At 60.4% G+C, this 15,237-nt stretch carries 23 protein-coding genes and 2 pseudogenes; 14 read left to right on the forward strand and 11 right to left on the reverse strand.

The features are described 5' to 3' along the window. Positions 1–14: 14 nt before the first annotated feature. The 6 genes and pseudogenes from CWO91_RS27720 (at position 15) to CWO91_RS27740 (ending at position 4,208) form a co-directional block, all read left to right on the forward strand. Positions 15–860 (forward strand): ImmA/IrrE family metallo-endopeptidase, encoded by an 846-nt coding sequence (locus CWO91_RS27720; RefSeq protein WP_245471377.1) that lies wholly within the window; start codon positions 15–17, stop codon positions 858–860. A 760-nt stretch (positions 861–1,620) separates the two neighbouring features. Next, positions 1,621–1,788 (forward strand): hypothetical protein, encoded by a 168-nt coding sequence (locus tag CWO91_RS43280; protein ID WP_165405746.1) that lies wholly within the window; start codon positions 1,621–1,623, stop codon positions 1,786–1,788. Between the two features lie 185 nt (positions 1,789–1,973). Next, positions 1,974–2,333, forward strand: a complete 360-nt coding sequence (locus CWO91_RS27725; protein WP_349643593.1) for a hypothetical protein — start codon at positions 1,974–1,976, stop codon at positions 2,331–2,333. 9 nt (positions 2,334–2,342) lie between these two features. Continuing rightward, positions 2,343–2,791, forward strand: a pseudogene (locus CWO91_RS27730) (hypothetical protein). A gap of 28 nt (positions 2,792–2,819) precedes the next feature. Next, on the forward strand, positions 2,820–3,467 hold the full coding sequence (locus CWO91_RS27735) for a hypothetical protein (RefSeq protein ID WP_130218072.1): 648 nt from the start codon (positions 2,820–2,822) through the stop codon (positions 3,465–3,467). A 12-nt stretch (positions 3,468–3,479) separates the two neighbouring features. Then, the gene (locus CWO91_RS27740) at positions 3,480–4,208 is read left to right on the forward strand and encodes an SOS response-associated peptidase (protein WP_130218074.1); all 729 of its coding nucleotides are present in this window, start codon (positions 3,480–3,482) and stop codon (positions 4,206–4,208) included. Here CWO91_RS27740 and CWO91_RS27745 read toward each other — a convergent pair. Together CWO91_RS27745 and CWO91_RS27750 are read right to left on the reverse strand one after the other, a co-directional pair. Beyond that, positions 4,205–4,513, reverse strand: a complete 309-nt coding sequence (locus CWO91_RS27745) for a HigA family addiction module antitoxin (protein ID WP_130218076.1) — start codon at positions 4,511–4,513, stop codon at positions 4,205–4,207. The two genes, CWO91_RS27740 and CWO91_RS27745, sit on opposite strands and share 4 nt — an antisense overlap. 16 nt (positions 4,514–4,529) lie before the next feature. Further along, on the reverse strand, positions 4,530–4,808 hold the full coding sequence (locus tag CWO91_RS27750; RefSeq protein WP_049831776.1) for a hypothetical protein: 279 nt from the start codon (positions 4,806–4,808) through the stop codon (positions 4,530–4,532). Positions 4,809–4,911: 103 nt separating this feature from the next. Here CWO91_RS27750 and CWO91_RS27755 point away from each other — a divergent pair, with 103 nt between their 5' ends. Beyond that, complete coding sequence (locus CWO91_RS27755) at positions 4,912–5,553, forward strand: hypothetical protein (RefSeq protein WP_130218078.1); 642 nt, start codon at positions 4,912–4,914, stop codon at positions 5,551–5,553. A 177-nt stretch (positions 5,554–5,730) separates the two neighbouring features. Here CWO91_RS27755 and CWO91_RS45095 read toward each other — a convergent pair whose 3' ends face one another. Continuing rightward, on the reverse strand, positions 5,731–6,171 hold the full coding sequence (locus CWO91_RS45095) for a DUF4238 domain-containing protein (protein ID WP_167563644.1): 441 nt from the start codon (positions 6,169–6,171) through the stop codon (positions 5,731–5,733). Then, positions 6,168–6,776, reverse strand: coding sequence for a DUF4238 domain-containing protein (locus CWO91_RS45100; RefSeq protein WP_130218082.1), 609 nt, complete (start codon positions 6,774–6,776; stop codon positions 6,168–6,170). Before CWO91_RS45100 ends, CWO91_RS45095 begins: the two co-directional genes overlap by 4 nt. 304 nt (positions 6,777–7,080) lie before the next feature. Here CWO91_RS45100 and CWO91_RS44525 point away from each other — a divergent pair, with 304 nt between their 5' ends. Together CWO91_RS44525 and CWO91_RS44530 are read left to right on the forward strand one after the other, a co-directional pair. Next, on the forward strand, positions 7,081–7,479 hold the full coding sequence (locus CWO91_RS44525; protein WP_245471378.1) for a hypothetical protein: 399 nt from the start codon (positions 7,081–7,083) through the stop codon (positions 7,477–7,479). 36 nt (positions 7,480–7,515) lie between these two features. Next, the gene (locus CWO91_RS44530) at positions 7,516–7,908 is read left to right on the forward strand and encodes a hypothetical protein (RefSeq protein WP_245471379.1); all 393 of its coding nucleotides are present in this window, start codon (positions 7,516–7,518) and stop codon (positions 7,906–7,908) included. Positions 7,909–7,935: 27 nt separating this feature from the next. Here the strand turns inward: CWO91_RS44530 and CWO91_RS27775 are convergent, their stop codons facing one another. Then, positions 7,936–8,373, reverse strand: coding sequence for a hypothetical protein (locus CWO91_RS27775; RefSeq protein ID WP_130218084.1), 438 nt, complete (start codon positions 8,371–8,373; stop codon positions 7,936–7,938). A gap of 250 nt (positions 8,374–8,623) precedes the next feature. Here CWO91_RS27775 and CWO91_RS27780 point away from each other — a divergent pair, with 250 nt between their 5' ends. Beyond that, the gene (locus CWO91_RS27780; RefSeq protein WP_130218086.1) at positions 8,624–9,202 is read left to right on the forward strand and encodes a DUF4238 domain-containing protein; all 579 of its coding nucleotides are present in this window, start codon (positions 8,624–8,626) and stop codon (positions 9,200–9,202) included. Between the two features lie 706 nt (positions 9,203–9,908). Here CWO91_RS27780 and CWO91_RS44535 read toward each other — a convergent pair. Further along, positions 9,909–10,115: pseudogene (locus CWO91_RS44535) on the reverse strand (hypothetical protein); the annotation flags it as partial. Between the two features lie 80 nt (positions 10,116–10,195). Beyond that, positions 10,196–10,468 (reverse strand): SDR family oxidoreductase, encoded by a 273-nt coding sequence (locus tag CWO91_RS27790; RefSeq protein WP_245471380.1) that lies wholly within the window; start codon positions 10,466–10,468, stop codon positions 10,196–10,198. 326 nt (positions 10,469–10,794) lie between these two features. On the opposite strand from CWO91_RS27790, the gene CWO91_RS27795 reads away from it, so the two are divergent. After that, positions 10,795–10,992 carry a hypothetical protein gene (locus tag CWO91_RS27795; protein ID WP_130218088.1) on the forward strand — a complete coding sequence of 66 codons (198 nt, stop codon included), beginning with the start codon at positions 10,795–10,797 and terminating at the stop codon, positions 10,990–10,992. A 365-nt stretch (positions 10,993–11,357) separates the two neighbouring features. On the opposite strand, the gene CWO91_RS44540 is transcribed toward CWO91_RS27795, so the two are convergent. From CWO91_RS44540 to CWO91_RS44550, 3 genes are read right to left on the reverse strand one after another with little or no spacing between them, the layout of a single operon-like run. Further along, positions 11,358–11,510 carry a hypothetical protein gene (locus CWO91_RS44540; protein ID WP_245471381.1) on the reverse strand — a complete coding sequence of 51 codons (153 nt, stop codon included), beginning with the start codon at positions 11,508–11,510 and terminating at the stop codon, positions 11,358–11,360. After that, the gene (locus CWO91_RS45275; protein ID WP_349643594.1) at positions 11,511–11,792 is read right to left on the reverse strand and encodes a tyrosine-type recombinase/integrase; all 282 of its coding nucleotides are present in this window, start codon (positions 11,790–11,792) and stop codon (positions 11,511–11,513) included. It lies immediately after the preceding gene. Further along, on the reverse strand, positions 11,710–12,090 hold the full coding sequence (locus CWO91_RS44550) for a hypothetical protein (RefSeq protein WP_245471386.1): 381 nt from the start codon (positions 12,088–12,090) through the stop codon (positions 11,710–11,712). Before CWO91_RS44550 ends, CWO91_RS45275 begins: the two co-directional genes overlap by 83 nt. 15 nt (positions 12,091–12,105) lie before the next feature. On the opposite strand from CWO91_RS44550, the gene CWO91_RS44555 reads away from it, so the two are divergent. The 3 genes from CWO91_RS44555 to CWO91_RS27815 all read left to right on the forward strand — a co-directional run bounded on the left by CWO91_RS44555 (position 12,106) and on the right by CWO91_RS27815 (position 14,138). Continuing rightward, positions 12,106–12,348, forward strand: coding sequence for a hypothetical protein (locus CWO91_RS44555; protein ID WP_245471382.1), 243 nt, complete (start codon positions 12,106–12,108; stop codon positions 12,346–12,348). 892 nt (positions 12,349–13,240) lie between these two features. Continuing rightward, positions 13,241–13,516 (forward strand): hypothetical protein, encoded by a 276-nt coding sequence (locus CWO91_RS27810; RefSeq protein ID WP_130218090.1) that lies wholly within the window; start codon positions 13,241–13,243, stop codon positions 13,514–13,516. Between the two features lie 340 nt (positions 13,517–13,856). After that, positions 13,857–14,138, forward strand: coding sequence for a hypothetical protein (locus CWO91_RS27815; protein ID WP_165405747.1), 282 nt, complete (start codon positions 13,857–13,859; stop codon positions 14,136–14,138). Positions 14,139–14,171: 33 nt separating this feature from the next. Here CWO91_RS27815 and CWO91_RS27820 read toward each other — a convergent pair. Next, on the reverse strand, positions 14,172–15,237 hold a 1,066-nt coding region (locus CWO91_RS27820), incomplete at its 5' end, for a thioesterase domain-containing protein (protein WP_245471383.1).

Below are 15,237 nucleotides of genomic sequence, written 5' to 3' on the forward strand. Positions count from 1 at the left end.
CCGAGGGACTCGTGATGGCCATCCTCAAGGCCGAGCCGAGTCTGCCCATTCCGGTTCCGATCGAAGAGCTCTGCAGGCAACTCGACATCATCGAAATCGAGGCGCTCACGACACAGGGCTTCGAAGGCGGTCTGCTGACCGACCGCGAGCGCAGCCGCGGAATCGTCCTCGTCAGGAACGGCGTGTCGCCGCAGCGCCGCCGGTTCACCATCGGCCACGAGCTCGGACACTTCCTGATGCCCTCGCACGTGCCCGACGAGGAAGGCCGCTTCCTGTGCTCGCAGCGCGACATGGCGATGCTCAACCCCAAGGAAGGCGACCGTCGCGCGAAAATGGAAGTCGAGGCAAATCGGTTTTCGTCGCTGGTGCTGATGCCGCCGCCGAGGCTGAGGGCCGAGATCGGCAATCGCGCGCCGAGCATCGAGCACATGCTCGCCCTCGCGACGAAGTTCGACGTGAGCAAGGACGCGATGGCGCGCGCCTACGCGGAATACCATTCGGCGACGATCGCCTTCGTTGTCGTCCGCGACGGCAAGGTGGGCGCGGTCTACCGCAACAGAACCAGATTTCCCTTCCTCACCGCGGTGCGCGGCAAGCCGGTTCCGGAGCGGTCGCTGTTCTACCGGAAAGGACTGCGGGTCGGTGTGCCCAGCGACATCGACTCACGCCTGCCCGACAACTGGATCGACGTCGAACGCGGGCGGCAGGCCCCGACGATGAGCGAACAGGTCTACCTGCAGTCCAACGGCTTCGCGTTGATCATGCTGTGGTACGAACCCGCGGATGATCCCGATTTCGATGCCGACGGCGAACGGACCGCGAAAGAACGTCTCCAGCATCGGCAGGCGCGGTTTTCCTGAATCTAGTCCGCTCTTCTGAGCCCGCGAATGCGGCACGGCAGTGGCGAGGCAACCACGAACGCCGCCGCCGTGGGATTGCCTTTATCCTGTAGCACAACTTGGCTGTCCAGAAGTCGGTGCCGTCGAATGTGCAACGCCGCCAACCACTCGTTCAGTTGCGACTGCGGATTCGGTGGCGACACCGGTGGCGGTGGCCGCCGCTGGGGAAGCGTGGCCAATTTCACCGCGAACTACGTGCCCCAGTCCTTCGGGTGGGCTCGCGACAACGGCGGTACGGTCGAAAGCTACGTCAATCCCAATGCCCGCTGCCCGGTCTGCCGGTGCCAGTCTACTTCTACCGAAGTCCCTACAACGGCCGTGTCTTCTTCGACGACATCGGATGGCCTTGGCCGAAACATAGGTGCACGGACAATCGCCGCGAACCGGAGAGGACAACTAGGGATGGGCTCGCCGACAGGCAGCGACCCGAGCCGCGATGGCGCGATGACGGCTGGAGTGCCCTTCTTTCAGCGCGGGTCAGCCATGGCGTGGAGCGATCGGGCGTCCGAGGAGATTGGGACGGCCGCTTCGTCGATCTGGCCCTCCCCGCAGGCACCAAGATCGATCGGGAGAGCCCCGTGCTGATCCGGACGGTTTTCCCGGATCTGCACGAGGTCACGTTTCTCGCCTCCGATCATTCTTTCACCCAGCCGGTCGGTGCCGTGGCGTTCGATCGGCGTCTGCTTCCCGTGGGGACCAGATCCTGGCATCGGCATCCCGAATGGACGCAACCGCCCTTTACCAGGTCGGACGATTTCTGCTCTGCGATCTCGACGATCCCGAAAGCGCCAGGCCTTATCTCGAAGTTGCCTTTGCGGAAGGTAGCTTTGATGCCGCAGTGGACCTGCTCACCCTCGCGCTCTTCAGGTTCAGTCGGTCTGGCGCCTGAAGGTTGATTTCCTCGATTCGCCAGATCTCTGGCCCGCTCCGTCACATCTCCAGGCGACCGATCGCGGTTCGCTTCGCGCTTTGGCGCCCTTTTTTCCATCAACGACCTAGACATTCATGTTCCCGTTATGTTCCACCTCCACCATGTCCGATCACCCCGCCAGTTGGCGCATGCCGAGCCCAAAAATGATGGACAAGATGGCTGCCCAAACTCCCGTCGGCAGAACGCCATCATCGGATCCGGTTGGTCCCGCCGACGCGATGCCGCCCGAATACTTGAACGCCGTCCTGGACCACGCTTCCGCCGACGCCCGGCCTACCGGCGATCCGGTCCAGAAGCGGAAGCTGGCCGACATCAAACGGCACCTATTACTGGTCGCCTGTCGACGCTGCGCCAGGACGGTCGAGATCCAGAAAATCGATGCGGTAAGGCTTTACGGTCCTGGCTCACTGTGGAAGGAGGTCGGCCAGCGATTGCTCGACGACACCTGCCGGCAGCGGACCGGCCGCCACGAAGAAGACGGCTGCTGGCCAAGCTACGAATAGCGTCAGCGAATGGCGCCGAAGTATCACCCCGCGCCGCTGTCGGGAGGCGACCGCAAGGTGCTCCAAAAGGATTGCATAAGGCGCGGGCGATGACGACCGTGCTGGCGCAGCGGTCTGCGGAACTCCGAGTTGAAGGCGAGAAGCTGATTCGCCAAGCGGACAAGTTGTCCGCAGAAAGCTGGAACGAGCGGATGTGGGCGGATGGCACGCCCATAGATCCGTCGCCATCGATCGACCTAGCAATAAACGGCGGCTACCTCTGGCTCGAAATCGAATGCTCTGGCTGCAAGACCCGCCGGGACGTCGACCTTGCAGCCCTCCCCCACCCGCCGACGACCTTTGTTCACGACTTGGCGGGCCGGCTGCGGTGCAGCAAACGTGCTAAGGCCGGGCGCCGCCCATCAACTACGCTGTTACAATTGGCAGTTCGCCCTCGACACGATCTTCCACCGCCGTGAGGCCATGCAACAAGGCAGATCCATTATCATGTCCGCACCAACGGATCAGGAAAAGGCAACCTTGCACGCGGACGCGCGCAGGCGTCGCCTCCTTTACTCGCTGAATGACCTGCAGCAGGCCCTTAGTGCGTGCGCGTTCCTTCACGAATGCGATGAGGATGCGAGCTACTCCAAGGTCGATCTCCGGCGTTTCCGCTGTTTCGAGACCGCGCTCGTTGTCGCGTACACCAGACCGTTTACCCAGTCACGGGGCGGGACGATGCCACTCTCCATGAAGATGGTGGGCCTGGCGCTTTCCGACGAAAAGCGGGCACTGCACGCGCGACTGGTCGAAATGCGCAACACGATCATGGCCCATTCGGACGAGGAGATGATGCGCATGACGACGGAGCCCTTCAACGTATCGGCAGGGGACGGCGAACCGCCGATGTATCTGATCCAGACCGTATTTGACGAAGGCATCACTCTGATGGGGAAACTGCTCTTCGAAACCAACGAACTGTTGCACGAAGTCTACCAGGCGATCGCTCACACGCTTTTCAAGGAACTGCAAGCGAAGCCGGATTCGTTCGCACTCAGAATCGATAGCGAAGCGGCGAGAGCCGCGCGAAACATGGGTTCCCTATCCGTCGCAACGCGTGGCGATCAGTTCGAGCGTAGCGAAGATTCGGAATAGGACTGCAGGTTCATGTGCAATCTTTACAGCATGACCAAGAACGTTGACGCGATCCGGCGCCTGTTCAATGCGCTCAACAGCAACGTCGGCAACCTGCCGTCGATGCCCGGCATTTTCCCCCACTATCCTGCACCGATCGTGCGCAATGACGCCGAGATACGAGAGATCGTCATTGCACGCTGGGGCATGCCCTCGTCACAGCGCGCGCTGATGGACGCGACGAAGAAGCGAGCCGACAAACTGCAGGCCAAAGGCAAGGAGGTCGACTTCAAGGGGCTCCTCCGGATGGAGCCAGATTCCGGAATCACCAACATCCGCACCGTCTCAAGCGCACACTGGAAACGATGGCTCGGGACGGAGCATCGCTGCCTTGTGCCGTTCATCTCGTTCAGCGAGTACGACACCGTGGACGGCAAGAACGTGCCGGTCTGGTTCGCTCCCGACGAAAGCCGACCCCTGCTCGCCTTTGCGGGCCTCTGGACGAATTGGACCAGTGTGCGGAAGGCCAAGGAAGGCGAAGTCACCGCCGACATCTACGCATTCCTGACGACGGAGCCGAACGTGGAAGTGAAGCGCGTGCATCCGAAGGCGATGCCGGTCATCCTGACGACCGCGGACGAATACGACGTCTGGCTGCGCGCGCCGTGGGACGAGGCCAAGCGGCTGCAGCGGCCGCTGCCGGACGGCGCTTTGAAAATCGTAGCGACCGGCGAGAAGGAGGATCCGGCACCGCTTGCTTAGGCGGGCATTTCCGTAGCCGGGAGAAGACAGCGAACCGCATCGGCCGCGCCCGCGAGCTTCTTCTCGGCGTCGAACAGATCGACCGCCGTCTGCAGGTTCATCCATAGTTTGGCCGACGTGCCGAGCGCCTTGCTCAACAGGATCGCGGTCTCCGCGGTGATCGCCCGTTTGCCGTTGACGATCTCGTTGACGCGAAAGCGCGATACGCCCATCGCCTCGGCAAGTTCCTCCTGAGTGATCACGCAAGGGGTGAGGAACTCCTCGCGGAGCACCTCACCCGGACTGGTCGGTCGTCGTTCCGTCATATTGGCCTCGATCGTCTTAGCCCGTGTCTTCGAGCGCGATGTTGACGGCCTTTTCAAGCTGCCATTGGAAGGTGATCCACCATTGGCCCTCTGTGTTGCAGCAGAAGGTGGGCGGCGCGGTGTTGCGGCGCTTCGCGATACGTCCCCTGCCCGCGATGCGACAGTCCTCCAACCGCGCGGCTGCGAGCAGGATGTCGATCTGCCTGGCGGCTCGACGTGCGACGCTTTCGGGCACATCCGTCCGGTGCCGGCCATGGAAAACGTCTTCGGTTCGCTCGTCGGCGAACGTGTTCATGGTACTTCTCCTCAAGAATCGGAATCGATGCTGGATTGGACGAGCACGTCGTCCAGTTCGGCTCGATCCCGGGAGGAGAAATTCCGGTCCTTACTCGGTAGCGATGAATCGCGACGCGCACCGCGTCATTGCAGCGCAGGTAGGCGCGGGTCCGCCTGAAGACGAACCTTTGAATGCGGCGGACGCGCTTTTGGATGGCCTGCTTGACCACCGACTCGATGCGCCGGACATCCGTCTCGGACAGGTGCACATGCGCAATCTCATGACACAGATGGAAGAGAAACTCCGGATCCGGGAAAGTGTAATCTTGGACATCGTGATTTCCGTCGACGATGACCGGGCCCGGCAAGAGGCTCTTCCAGAGATCGGCGACCTCTTCGCGGATGGCCTCGATCTGCTTTCGCGATATGTATGCTTCGTCGATGCGCGCGCGATCCTGCCAGAACGGCGCGCCCGCAGCGCGGCCGGTCTCGCGGACTTTCGCCTGTTCGGTCAGCAGCAGCGACGCCGGCTTGATGTCGCGATGACTAAGGGTCGACCAGAAGCGCTTCTGCTTGAGGTTCTCGTCTTCGGTCAGCGCCGAGACGAGCCGCGCCACTTCAGCAGCGTGCCGATGGTGGAAGCTGAAGAATACGGCAGCCTTCGTCATCGGCTCGAAGACCTTGGTCTCCGCACCGAGAACGGCCTCCCTCGACTCAGGCTGCAGCTTGAATGCCATGGTTCCAATATGACACACAGCGCGTGACATTACAAGGCCTTTTTGAAGGCTTCTCGGAATTTTGTATGGAATCCGCCCGTTTAGCGAGGAGGAGCAGCCGCTCCGAAGCCCGCAGCAGGGCGTGTGTCGCTCCCGCGCACGGATCTCACCCACGTCCGGAGAAGGGCGGCGCGAAGCCGCCCCCGTCGCGGCGGCGCCAGCAGGCTACGGGGACTCGAGGTTTTTCGCGGCTTGGGAAGCTTGTCGTTCTTGCCTGAGCCTCCGCACGTTCTCGAAGTAGGAAGGCTGCTGAGCGCTCGATATGTGCTTGCCCACGAACTCCGACGCGGCGTTGTCGCCCCCGTAGACATACTTGGCGGCACGCTCCGCCGTTCGAACGTTCGTCGCTTCGATCACTTCCTTCTGAGGCCGGGCCCGGAAAGCGGCTTCCGCATCCTTGGAGTGAACCGCGACGAAAAGGCGGTCGGGAGCGATGGGCAGCGTGAGGTAGCAGTCGGGTGCGCCGAATTTCCCTGAGACGAACAAGGGCCTGTCTGACGTGAGAAGACGGGGGACGTCGGCCTCAGTCGTAATGACGAACCAATGCATGTTGTTCAGCAGTTGGCCTATTTCTTGGTGATCAATCAGGTCCGGCAATTCGCTCATCGCCCACTTCGCTTTAACGTCTGGATCCTCCTGCGCGATGAATTCTTCGAGGGAGCGGGTCTCTCCCGGCTTCTTGTTTTTTCGTATTGCTCGCGAAGGATCGGAAGGTCCCTTTCCCAGTCATCGTCCCAGATGCCGATTAGGGCGGCGACATCCTCAGGCGTACGCATCAGCAGCGAAAGAAGGAATAGTGACCATGCCGACTTGTGCTTCTGGTCGCCGTTGATCTTCTGGGCGTCGGTCTCGATCAGTTTCAGGGCATCGGCCGCGTGATTGTCCACCGGGCTCATGAAATCGTCCTCGATGCGCTGCGCGATCATTTTTGGGACGCCCTTCGTCTCGTACAGTCGGTCCTGGAATCCTGTGCCTTTCGGAACGACGCGACGATCGTAGATTTTGTCGCGGGGCCGGCTGTACTCACAGATCTTGCCGTCGCCATCGCACCAACGCTTCGTATAGAACACCGGGACATAGTGATGACGGATGGAGACTTGGGGCTCGATGGCGAGCTTCGTGTTGCCGCACGCGGCCTGCGTTTCGGCCGTGCACGGCCGGATGTAGCAGTGCCCGCAGAATTCGCATTTCTTCGTCGCGGAGCGCACCATCGGACCTCGTCTCGCGTGCCTTCCCGGGCATCGCAGCCGACAGTTCGGTTGTGTCGCTGCCGGAGCGCTCTTCTAGCATGCAACGCTGGCTGCTAGAACCTATCGCTTGTTGTCCACCGAGGTCGACTTCAAGTCATAACGTCGGCGCGTTGACTCGGGCCGCATCGAGGTCTACTTGGGCGAATGAGCGAACTTTTCTCGAACGCGATAAAATCGCTCCAGCTCGGTCTCGAGGACTACCAGGCGAACGATCCGAAGCGTTCGCCTGTCGGCCGTCCGCAACTTCTATGCCGGAACGTTGCTGATGGCGAAGGCCGCACTGGTCAAGCAGGTCCCTGAAGCGGATCCCGCACTGGTCCTGGCGGCATCGTACAAGCTCAAGCCTGACGGCGTGGGCGGCCTTGTGCTGATTCCGAGTGACAGGACGATCGACTTCAACGAAATCGGCCAACGCTTCAAATCGTTCGGGCTCGCGATCGACAACGCCGCATTGCGCAACCTTAACCGGATCCGCAACGAGGCCGAGCACAACTACACCTCGGCCAGCCATCAGACCGTGCGCGAGGCAATTTCGCAGGCGTTTCCGGTCGTCGTCGACCTGTTCGACCTGCTAGGCGAACGGCCCCACGAACATCTGGCGGAATGCTGGAACACGATGCTCGAGGCCAAGAATCTCTACGACAAGGAATTCGCGCAGTGCTAGGGCTCGTTCGGCGAGGTGCCGTGGAGCTCCGAATCGATGGCCGCGGCCGTCAAGACCTGTCCCTCCTGCCACTCCCATCTGGTCCACCTGGCCGAAGACTCCTCGACGGAGCAGACAGATCTGGAAGCGAGATGTCGGCAGTACGGCGCCGAGATCGCGGCAGGCCGCCTGTTCGAAGCTTCGCTGAACGACTATTTCGGCGCCGATCTCTATTCGGCGGCCGCCGACGGCGACGTCCCGCCCCTAGGGCCGTGCCGGGCGAGCAGCTTCGGAACGTATGTCATGGCGGGAGACGAGAACGCGTGCGCCTTCTGCGAGGACGGCCTGACGAAGTGCGAGATGTGCTCGGAGCCGCTGACGCCGTTCAACGTCTCCCCCGACAGCGACCGTATGTGCGACTATTGCGCCCACGTCCTGTCGAAGGATTGACGCGGCGGCCCGTTGGGACCGATGGGCCTATCTGAAGCGGCCGAGATAGTCGCCGATGGTGTCGTTGATGAAGGCACGGAGCTCGGCCCTCTCGATCACCCAGGCAGGGACCGCTGCGCCGCCGCCCGCGGCCTCGACGATGAACGTGCTTTCGATCAGACCCATCTTCCGGATCCGATCCATGACCCAGTTCGGCACGCCGTCCGCCGGCATGTTGTGGCTGGGCGAACCGTCCCTGTGCAGGATGGCGTAGTCGTTACCCTTGAATCTGATGTGCGTGTGCGTCGTGGTCGGGTCGTGATGCGTGCGGTCCTGCCGGACGCTCCACTTCTTGTCGATGTCCCAGATCTTGCCGCCTTCGATCAGGTAGGCGGCGTTCTTCGCGGCTTGCGCGTCTCCGTAGTCGTAATAGACTAGGACCTGCGGCCGGGCGCGACGGGCCATGAATTCCTTGAAGGACATCATGAGGCGTGCGGCTCGGAACCCTTTCGGAAATTGTCGTGACGCGCATCCTTCGACCGACCGATGCGCACCGTATCCCGAAGGTTGATGGCGGCGGGCCTCCACGGCAATCAGCGTTCGACTCCGCCGACGCGTTCGCAGGTCGATCGGGCGGAATTTTGGTCCCAGGCCGCCGTTTCGCCCGCTTCGTCGTATAGTCGGGACCATACGGCCGCCCGGCGGCCGTCGTTCGCCTCAACATTCCCGGTCGACCATGAACGCGCCTCAACGGCCCAAGTGCCGCCATCACCACGTCTGGCAGAACTACCTCCGCCCCTGGACCAGGGACGGCGGCCTGTTCTGCCTGCAGGATGACCGCGTCTTTCCGAGCGGCACCCGCGTGCTCGCCGTGCAAACCGACTTCTACAAGCTGCAGCGCCTGACGCCTCAAGACCTTGCGCTGCTCAAGATGCTTTTCGGGCAAGGACGGCCGTCGGCGGTCCGGACGCACGGCAGCTTGGTCGCAATGCTGATCGCGCCGTTCGAACTGGCGGAGCCGTTCCGTGGAAGCCCGAACTGGCCCAAGATCGAAGCGCAGCTCGACGAGCACGCGTCGAACGTGCTCGAAGACTATCATGCGAGCATCGAATACTCATTTGCGCCAGCGCTGGAGCGCGCGCTCGCCGGTGACGTCGGCTTCTATACCGATGACGCGGAGTGCATCACCTTCCTCAACTTCCTCTGCACGCAGTACATGCGGACCCGCGGCATCAAGGAGCGCACGCTCGAGTCCTTTCCTCGAGCGTGTGTGGAACGTCATGATCCACATCACCGCGACGAACATCGGGGGTAACCTCTACGTCGAGCGAAGGCGGCGGAAGCTGGTCATCGTCGAGAACCGCTCCGAGGTGCCATTCGTCACCGGCGACCAACCTGCCATCAATCTGAAGGGCGCCGCCCCGTTCCGACGGACAGGCTGTCGATCTACTATCCCATCGCGCCGACCGCGGCGCTGCTGATCGCGGACGTCGACGAGGATCCGCTCTTCCCCGCCACCGGCCTCACCGCCGAGCAGGCGACAGAGCTCAACCGGATGGTCGTGCGCGCTGCGCACAAGCAAGTGTTCGCGCGGTCCGAGGCGTGTCTCGCGAGGTTTGCCGAGGGCGGCTAGGCCTCCGTCCACGGAATAGGACGCTGTTGGCGTCCCTGTCGAGATGATCGGTCACTCACATCGGTCACTCACGACGAGAAAGTCGCCCCCCCCGCGAAGGACGCTCACATTCCATCTTTCTTCGCCCGGATCAGGCTCGAATGTTCCGGCTGCGCCGCGCATTTGCGCTTCAGCACGTCGCACTCCGGCGCCACCCGCTCGTCGCCTACCAGATCGCGCCGCGGATCGTGGACCTGTGCTCGCGGTAGAATTCCCGGACCTGGCAGATCCGGCCGAAGATAGCCTGCAGTCTTCGAGGAAGACCTCAATGCCGGGGCTGCCGTCGCCGACGATGTCGAATCCGACGATGCCAAGCGGAAGGCGCTCAATAGGATAGTCCAGAACGTCGCTATCGGGCGAGGTCAAATCGATCGAGATTCATCACCTTAGTCCACGCGGCCACAAAATCCTGGACGAACTTCACTTTTGCGTCCGCACACGCATAAACCTCTGCTAACGCGCGAAGTTGGGCGTGCGAGCCAAAGATCAGATCTGCTTGAGTGGCGACCCATTTGACCTCTTTCGTCGTGCGATCACGCCCCTGGAACACATCCTCCTCGGCGCATCCGCTGCGGCCGTATCAGCGCCCGTCCCCCGAAGCCGGCGAGCCGGACGGGCGCCAACACGACCTGCGCACTAAAGAGAATACCCGCCGTCGATCGTCAGGCTTGCGCCGGTGACAAAGCCCGCCTCCTCGCTCGCCAGGTAGCTGACCAGACCGGCAATGTCGCCTGGCTCGCCCATCCGGCCGAGCGGGATCCTCGAGACTAGCGCCGACGCCGCGTCTCCAAGCCCTTTGATCATGTCGGTGGACACAGGGCCCGGCTGGACGTTGTTGACGGTAATGCCGCGCGGCGCGAGATTGATCGCCGCCCCCTTCACCAACCCGGCGACCGCGCTCTTCGTCATCGCGTAGATGCTGGCCCGCAAAACCGACCCGGACCGCGGCGTTGCTGCCAATCGTGACGATCCGCCCGCCCCTGGACATGAGCGGAGCGGCATAATGGATCGCCGCGAACACGCCGCGGACAAACGACGTGCCGCCGGTGCCGCGTCGCGGAAGATGCCGACCAAAGCGCGCCGTACTCACTGTCCCAGGCGACACGTTCTTCCGCGAACCATCAAGTCGCCGTCGGTTTCCACCACTTTCCGTTTCTGTGGAGAGGGAGGCGTTCTTCGTTGACCCTCGCAACGGCAACTGGTGACTGAAAGATCATGAAGTGACGGAGTTTCCGATGAGTGACAAGTACGAAAACCTGACCGCGTGCTGCGACGGCCAAATCACGGTCGAAAAGCTTGAACGCTTTGAACTCGCAATGGTGGAGTTCGAGGAATTCATGGACCTTGCGAAGCAAATGTTTGCTCCGGCGTCGAAGGAAACTTTGGAGCAGCGGGCCGCAGAAGATGCTGGGCGCGGCAGCCTGATGGCCTGATTCCAGATCGGCGCGGCGCCTGCCGAGGCTGCCGCTCTCGGACAGCGATGCCCCCGCTTCGCCTTCGCCGGCACGACGGACGTCCTTCTTGACCTCTCCGACGACGCCGCGGTCTTCAAAAGTGCCCTCAACGTGGTCCTGGCTCACCACTTTGCATGTCTCACGCTATACTACATCTAGCGCACAATTTCTCGCGAACCGCCCCAGATCGTGTGGATTGGTAAATCGACTCACAAATTTTGGTTTTCATCCGAAATCGACTCAAGATTCTTTGGTTCTTCGACTCGCGAATTTTTGGCGGCTCATTACAAATCAATGAGTTAGGCGACTCGCTTCTGATTGGTCCCGACACGCGCAGCAACTTATCAGGCGCCGTTTCGTCTGAACGGAATCACCGCACCAGAAACCGCACCAGATACGTGCGCTTTTCGTTCGCCGGCTGGATCGCGCTTGGCGATTTTCTCGACGGCGTCGGACAAATAGTCGGGATGGTGATGGCCATAGGTGTTGAGCAGCACCTAGAGCGACATTCCGAGATAGCCTGCCGCCTGCCAAGGGTCGGCCCCTCTCTGCATGAGCCAAGTCGCTGCGGTGTGTCGCAGCGTGTGAGGGGAGATTCCCGGACCAAGCCCTGCAAGCCTCACGGCACTCTTGAACGCTGTTTTGACCGAGGTAACGGGCCTTCCGTTATACTCGACGAAATGCTTCGCCTCTGGATCAATCCGGTGCCAGCGCCGCAGATGAGCAAGCAAGCGCAAGGGGATCGGCGCACCGTCGTTGCCGCTTGTTGGTTTTGGCACTGCCCTGTTTCAGACGGTAGTAGCGGCCGCGCTCCAGGTCGACATAGGAGCGACCGATCGCCGGAATGGGAGATGCCGCAGCGATAGCTCCCGCACGGGACCCGCTGTAGATCCCGATCAAAATGAACCGAGCAAGGTGGCGCAGCGGACGCTTACTTGTCGGGAGCCTTACATCATCCGTCGGTCGACGCGAGCCCTTCTGCATTTCGCGATAGCGCCAGCAGTTCCAAACCAATTTGTCCGCATCGCTGCGCGTCAGCCACTTGTCTCGTGGCTGCCCCTTCTCTGGCAGCGACACCTTAACGATTTCCCGATGAAATCCTTCGGCTGCATGGTGACCAATGGCGGCTCGGAGATCCTCGAGGTCTCACCGAGCGCCTCCCGTTTTGCCGCGCTGCTTGGTGTACGAGCGACATGCCTCCCCATTGACCTCGCCAAGCATTTTTGCCCCCCACCACTCGTTCAATCGTTCGATGCGCTTCTTGAACTTGCGGATCTCGGGAATCGTATCTTCGCTTTCGCTATCAAAGTTGAAACGACCGCGAAGCTTGTCTAGCTGCGCATCCAAATAAGTCGACAGGACATCCGCGATTGCGATATCGTCTATGTGGCGGACGCGTCGCTTGGGAGTGTGCTTGGAGGTTATGTAGTCCCTTAGTTTTTCCTCTGCGGCCGCAATCTCATCTGCAGCGCAGCCTGTGCTGATATCCCGGCCGTTGTCTCTGATGATCCAGGTTGCCTGGTGAGTGATCGTTCCGCTCTTGTTTCGGCGGGCGGCCTTGAGCTGAAGTCTGGCTCACTTGGTCCTTCGCGGCATAGCTCTCGCATCCGTTCGATATGAGCCAGCGTTGTAAATTCCTTGCCGGCAATCTTCTCAATAATCAATCGATTACGATCGCGCTCACGCCGTAAACCCGCGACCGTCATTCCTCCCAAAGGGAACGCGATCTTCACGGCATCAGCAAGCGAAGAAGGGTATCGGGTGTAATTTCAGGTTGCGTTCGACTTGTCATCGAAGCCCATGCCACTGTGTTGGCGTAACGCCGCAAAATTTCCGGCGGCTTCCGGAACATCCACAAACGCGACTTACTCGCGTGGTTTTTCACGATGGGAACGGCTACAAGTACTTATTCCATGAACCCAATAGGTTTCGAGTTGCCGACAGGTTTGCGCTTCTCTACAGCCAAACTCCGAAATACTTTTTCGAGAAGAGGCCCAGCGTCGCCCTGAGACCTCCAAATCGATTGATTGACAATCGCCTAATAAGAGCAAAATCGGTCGAGGTACCCGCGAATGAAGTGAAACTAGGGACCGACTCCGCTTTCTTTCGTGCACCTTTGGTTTGCGAGGCAACATTACCTCTCATCGCGATGGAGCTTTCGTCGGCAGTGTACCGAAGCGCTCCAGACACTGTTCCCGTTATAGTCGACCGAAGGAGATTTGTTCGCTTGGCATTTGGCGCGATTGATAACGTGGCCAAGGTATGGCTCCTTGACAGTGAAGCCATCGGGGCTTTGGTTAAACATCACCGGTCGGGTCAGTCTCTAGCCGCATTCTACTATCTTGAAATTCATCATCGATTGGGATGCCCCGCCTGGCTCGACTTGCTTGCTGGCGGCAAACGCTTTGGTCTGCCGACGCATTCAGAACTCCCCTTCGAGCTAATGTTGCATCTGTGTCGAGGCGCGTCAGGCAACGTCGCCATCTCGGCTCCCGGCAGGTAGCGAGCCCGGCGCTGCTGGTTGACCACTATGACGAAGCGGTTCCCGTCCAGTTGTACATTCATCAAATCGACTGAACCAAAATCGCTCAATCGATCCTAGACGCTCATTCATGCAGGTGCCCAATCCGGGCAAAATCGGACGCGGCGTCACCGAAAATCCCTGGACCTCTGGCCGATCTGCTCGGGTGGCTCGACGACTTGATCGTGAATGAGCGGGCGCCCGCATTTTCTGGTGTCGTATTATCAGAGGCTTGCTTGGTTGCGGGGAGGCGCAACACCCGATTATTGCGATTGATCGAGCGGGCCATTCCGCGAATAGCGGCTTACGTGAATGGGCCATAGTGCGCGCGAGCCTGAGCTTTGCCTTCTTCGGTCTCCTGGACCAAGATGGCGCCAACCACGTGGATTATCTGTTCGGGTTCGCCCGCAACACGCGGCTGCTCGCCATGATCGCGGACGAACTGACGGCGGCCCGGGCTAAGGCCGAGAAGACCGATCAACCCGCACGCCGCTTCAAGGACTTTCAGTGGAGCTTCAAAATGAACGCCTTCTGGGCGCCCGAAAACTTTGAGCCTTCATCGTTCTTCGCTCCTCCCGGCCGGGGAAATCGTGAAAAACTCTAACCAAAAATGGTCCAGTTCGCCGGCTGCCTCGGATCATGTCGGTGAGCTATTTAAGGCTCTTGATAACGAGCGTGCCAGGACTTTGCGGTTTTCTGGAGTGTTCATCATCGTCGCGTGATTGCCTGGAATCGGTGTGGTATCAATGGCCGCTGCACTCAAAACCCTGTCCCAGCCTCGCATCGGCGAGCTCATCTCTGGAGCTATTGAGCTCTTGTCTAGTCGTGCGCGACAACTTACGGAAGAATCCGTCGCGTAAAACTGATGTACCTCAATTGGCAGCGACGGAGCCCGATATAGCTGCAGCGCCCTTTGAAACTGCTCAATTCTCTCGTACATCAAAGCATCATTGTGATCCGGAGGTATAGCTCCTATTTGATGAGCCTTCTCAAGTAGTTGAGCAACTGAACTGTGCCGTGCAAAGCGCTTTAATAGTTTAAAGTGCTCGTCCTCAAGGGGTTCAAGAGTTTCCAGCACCACTTCGCATACCATCTGGGTGGGCGTCATGCCGGCTGGCTTTGCGGGTAGCGTAACATCAATGAACGCCATAAATGAGACAGTTTCATTGAGGCTCAGTAAGTGCTCGGCTATGGCGTAAGCCAATATTCCGCCTGATGAGTATCCAGCAAATCGATATGGACCCCGGGACCGTATCTCCCTGATCGCCGGAATGACTTGCGAGGCTATCGCTTCAAGAGTCGGCGAACAAACTTCACTGAAAGAAGGCCACGGTAGTCCATAAATTGGACAGTCCGCGTCCATTCCCTCCACCAAGTTGAGGATATAGGAACAATCTCCTAAGCCTGTGGGAACAAAGAACAGCGGCGGCTGCGATCCGGTTGCGCGAACACAAATCACTCCCGGACTACTGGGCTGTGGCTCCAAATGAACCTTCAATGCAAGTTCCTTCAGAACAGGAGCTTGGAAGAGATCGGCGGCGGTAAACTTGAACCCGGCATCGAGCGCTCGACTGAGAAGCCGCACCGCTAGCAGTGAGTGCCCGCCCAGTTCGAAGAAGTCGTCGTGGCGTCCGACCCGCTCCACACCGAGCAGCTCGGCCCAGATCTGTGCCAGCGTGATCTCGATCTCGCCTTGCGGCGGC

The organism is Bradyrhizobium genosp. SA-3 (assembly GCF_004212635.1).
GTDB lineage: Bacteria > Pseudomonadota > Alphaproteobacteria > Rhizobiales > Xanthobacteraceae > Bradyrhizobium.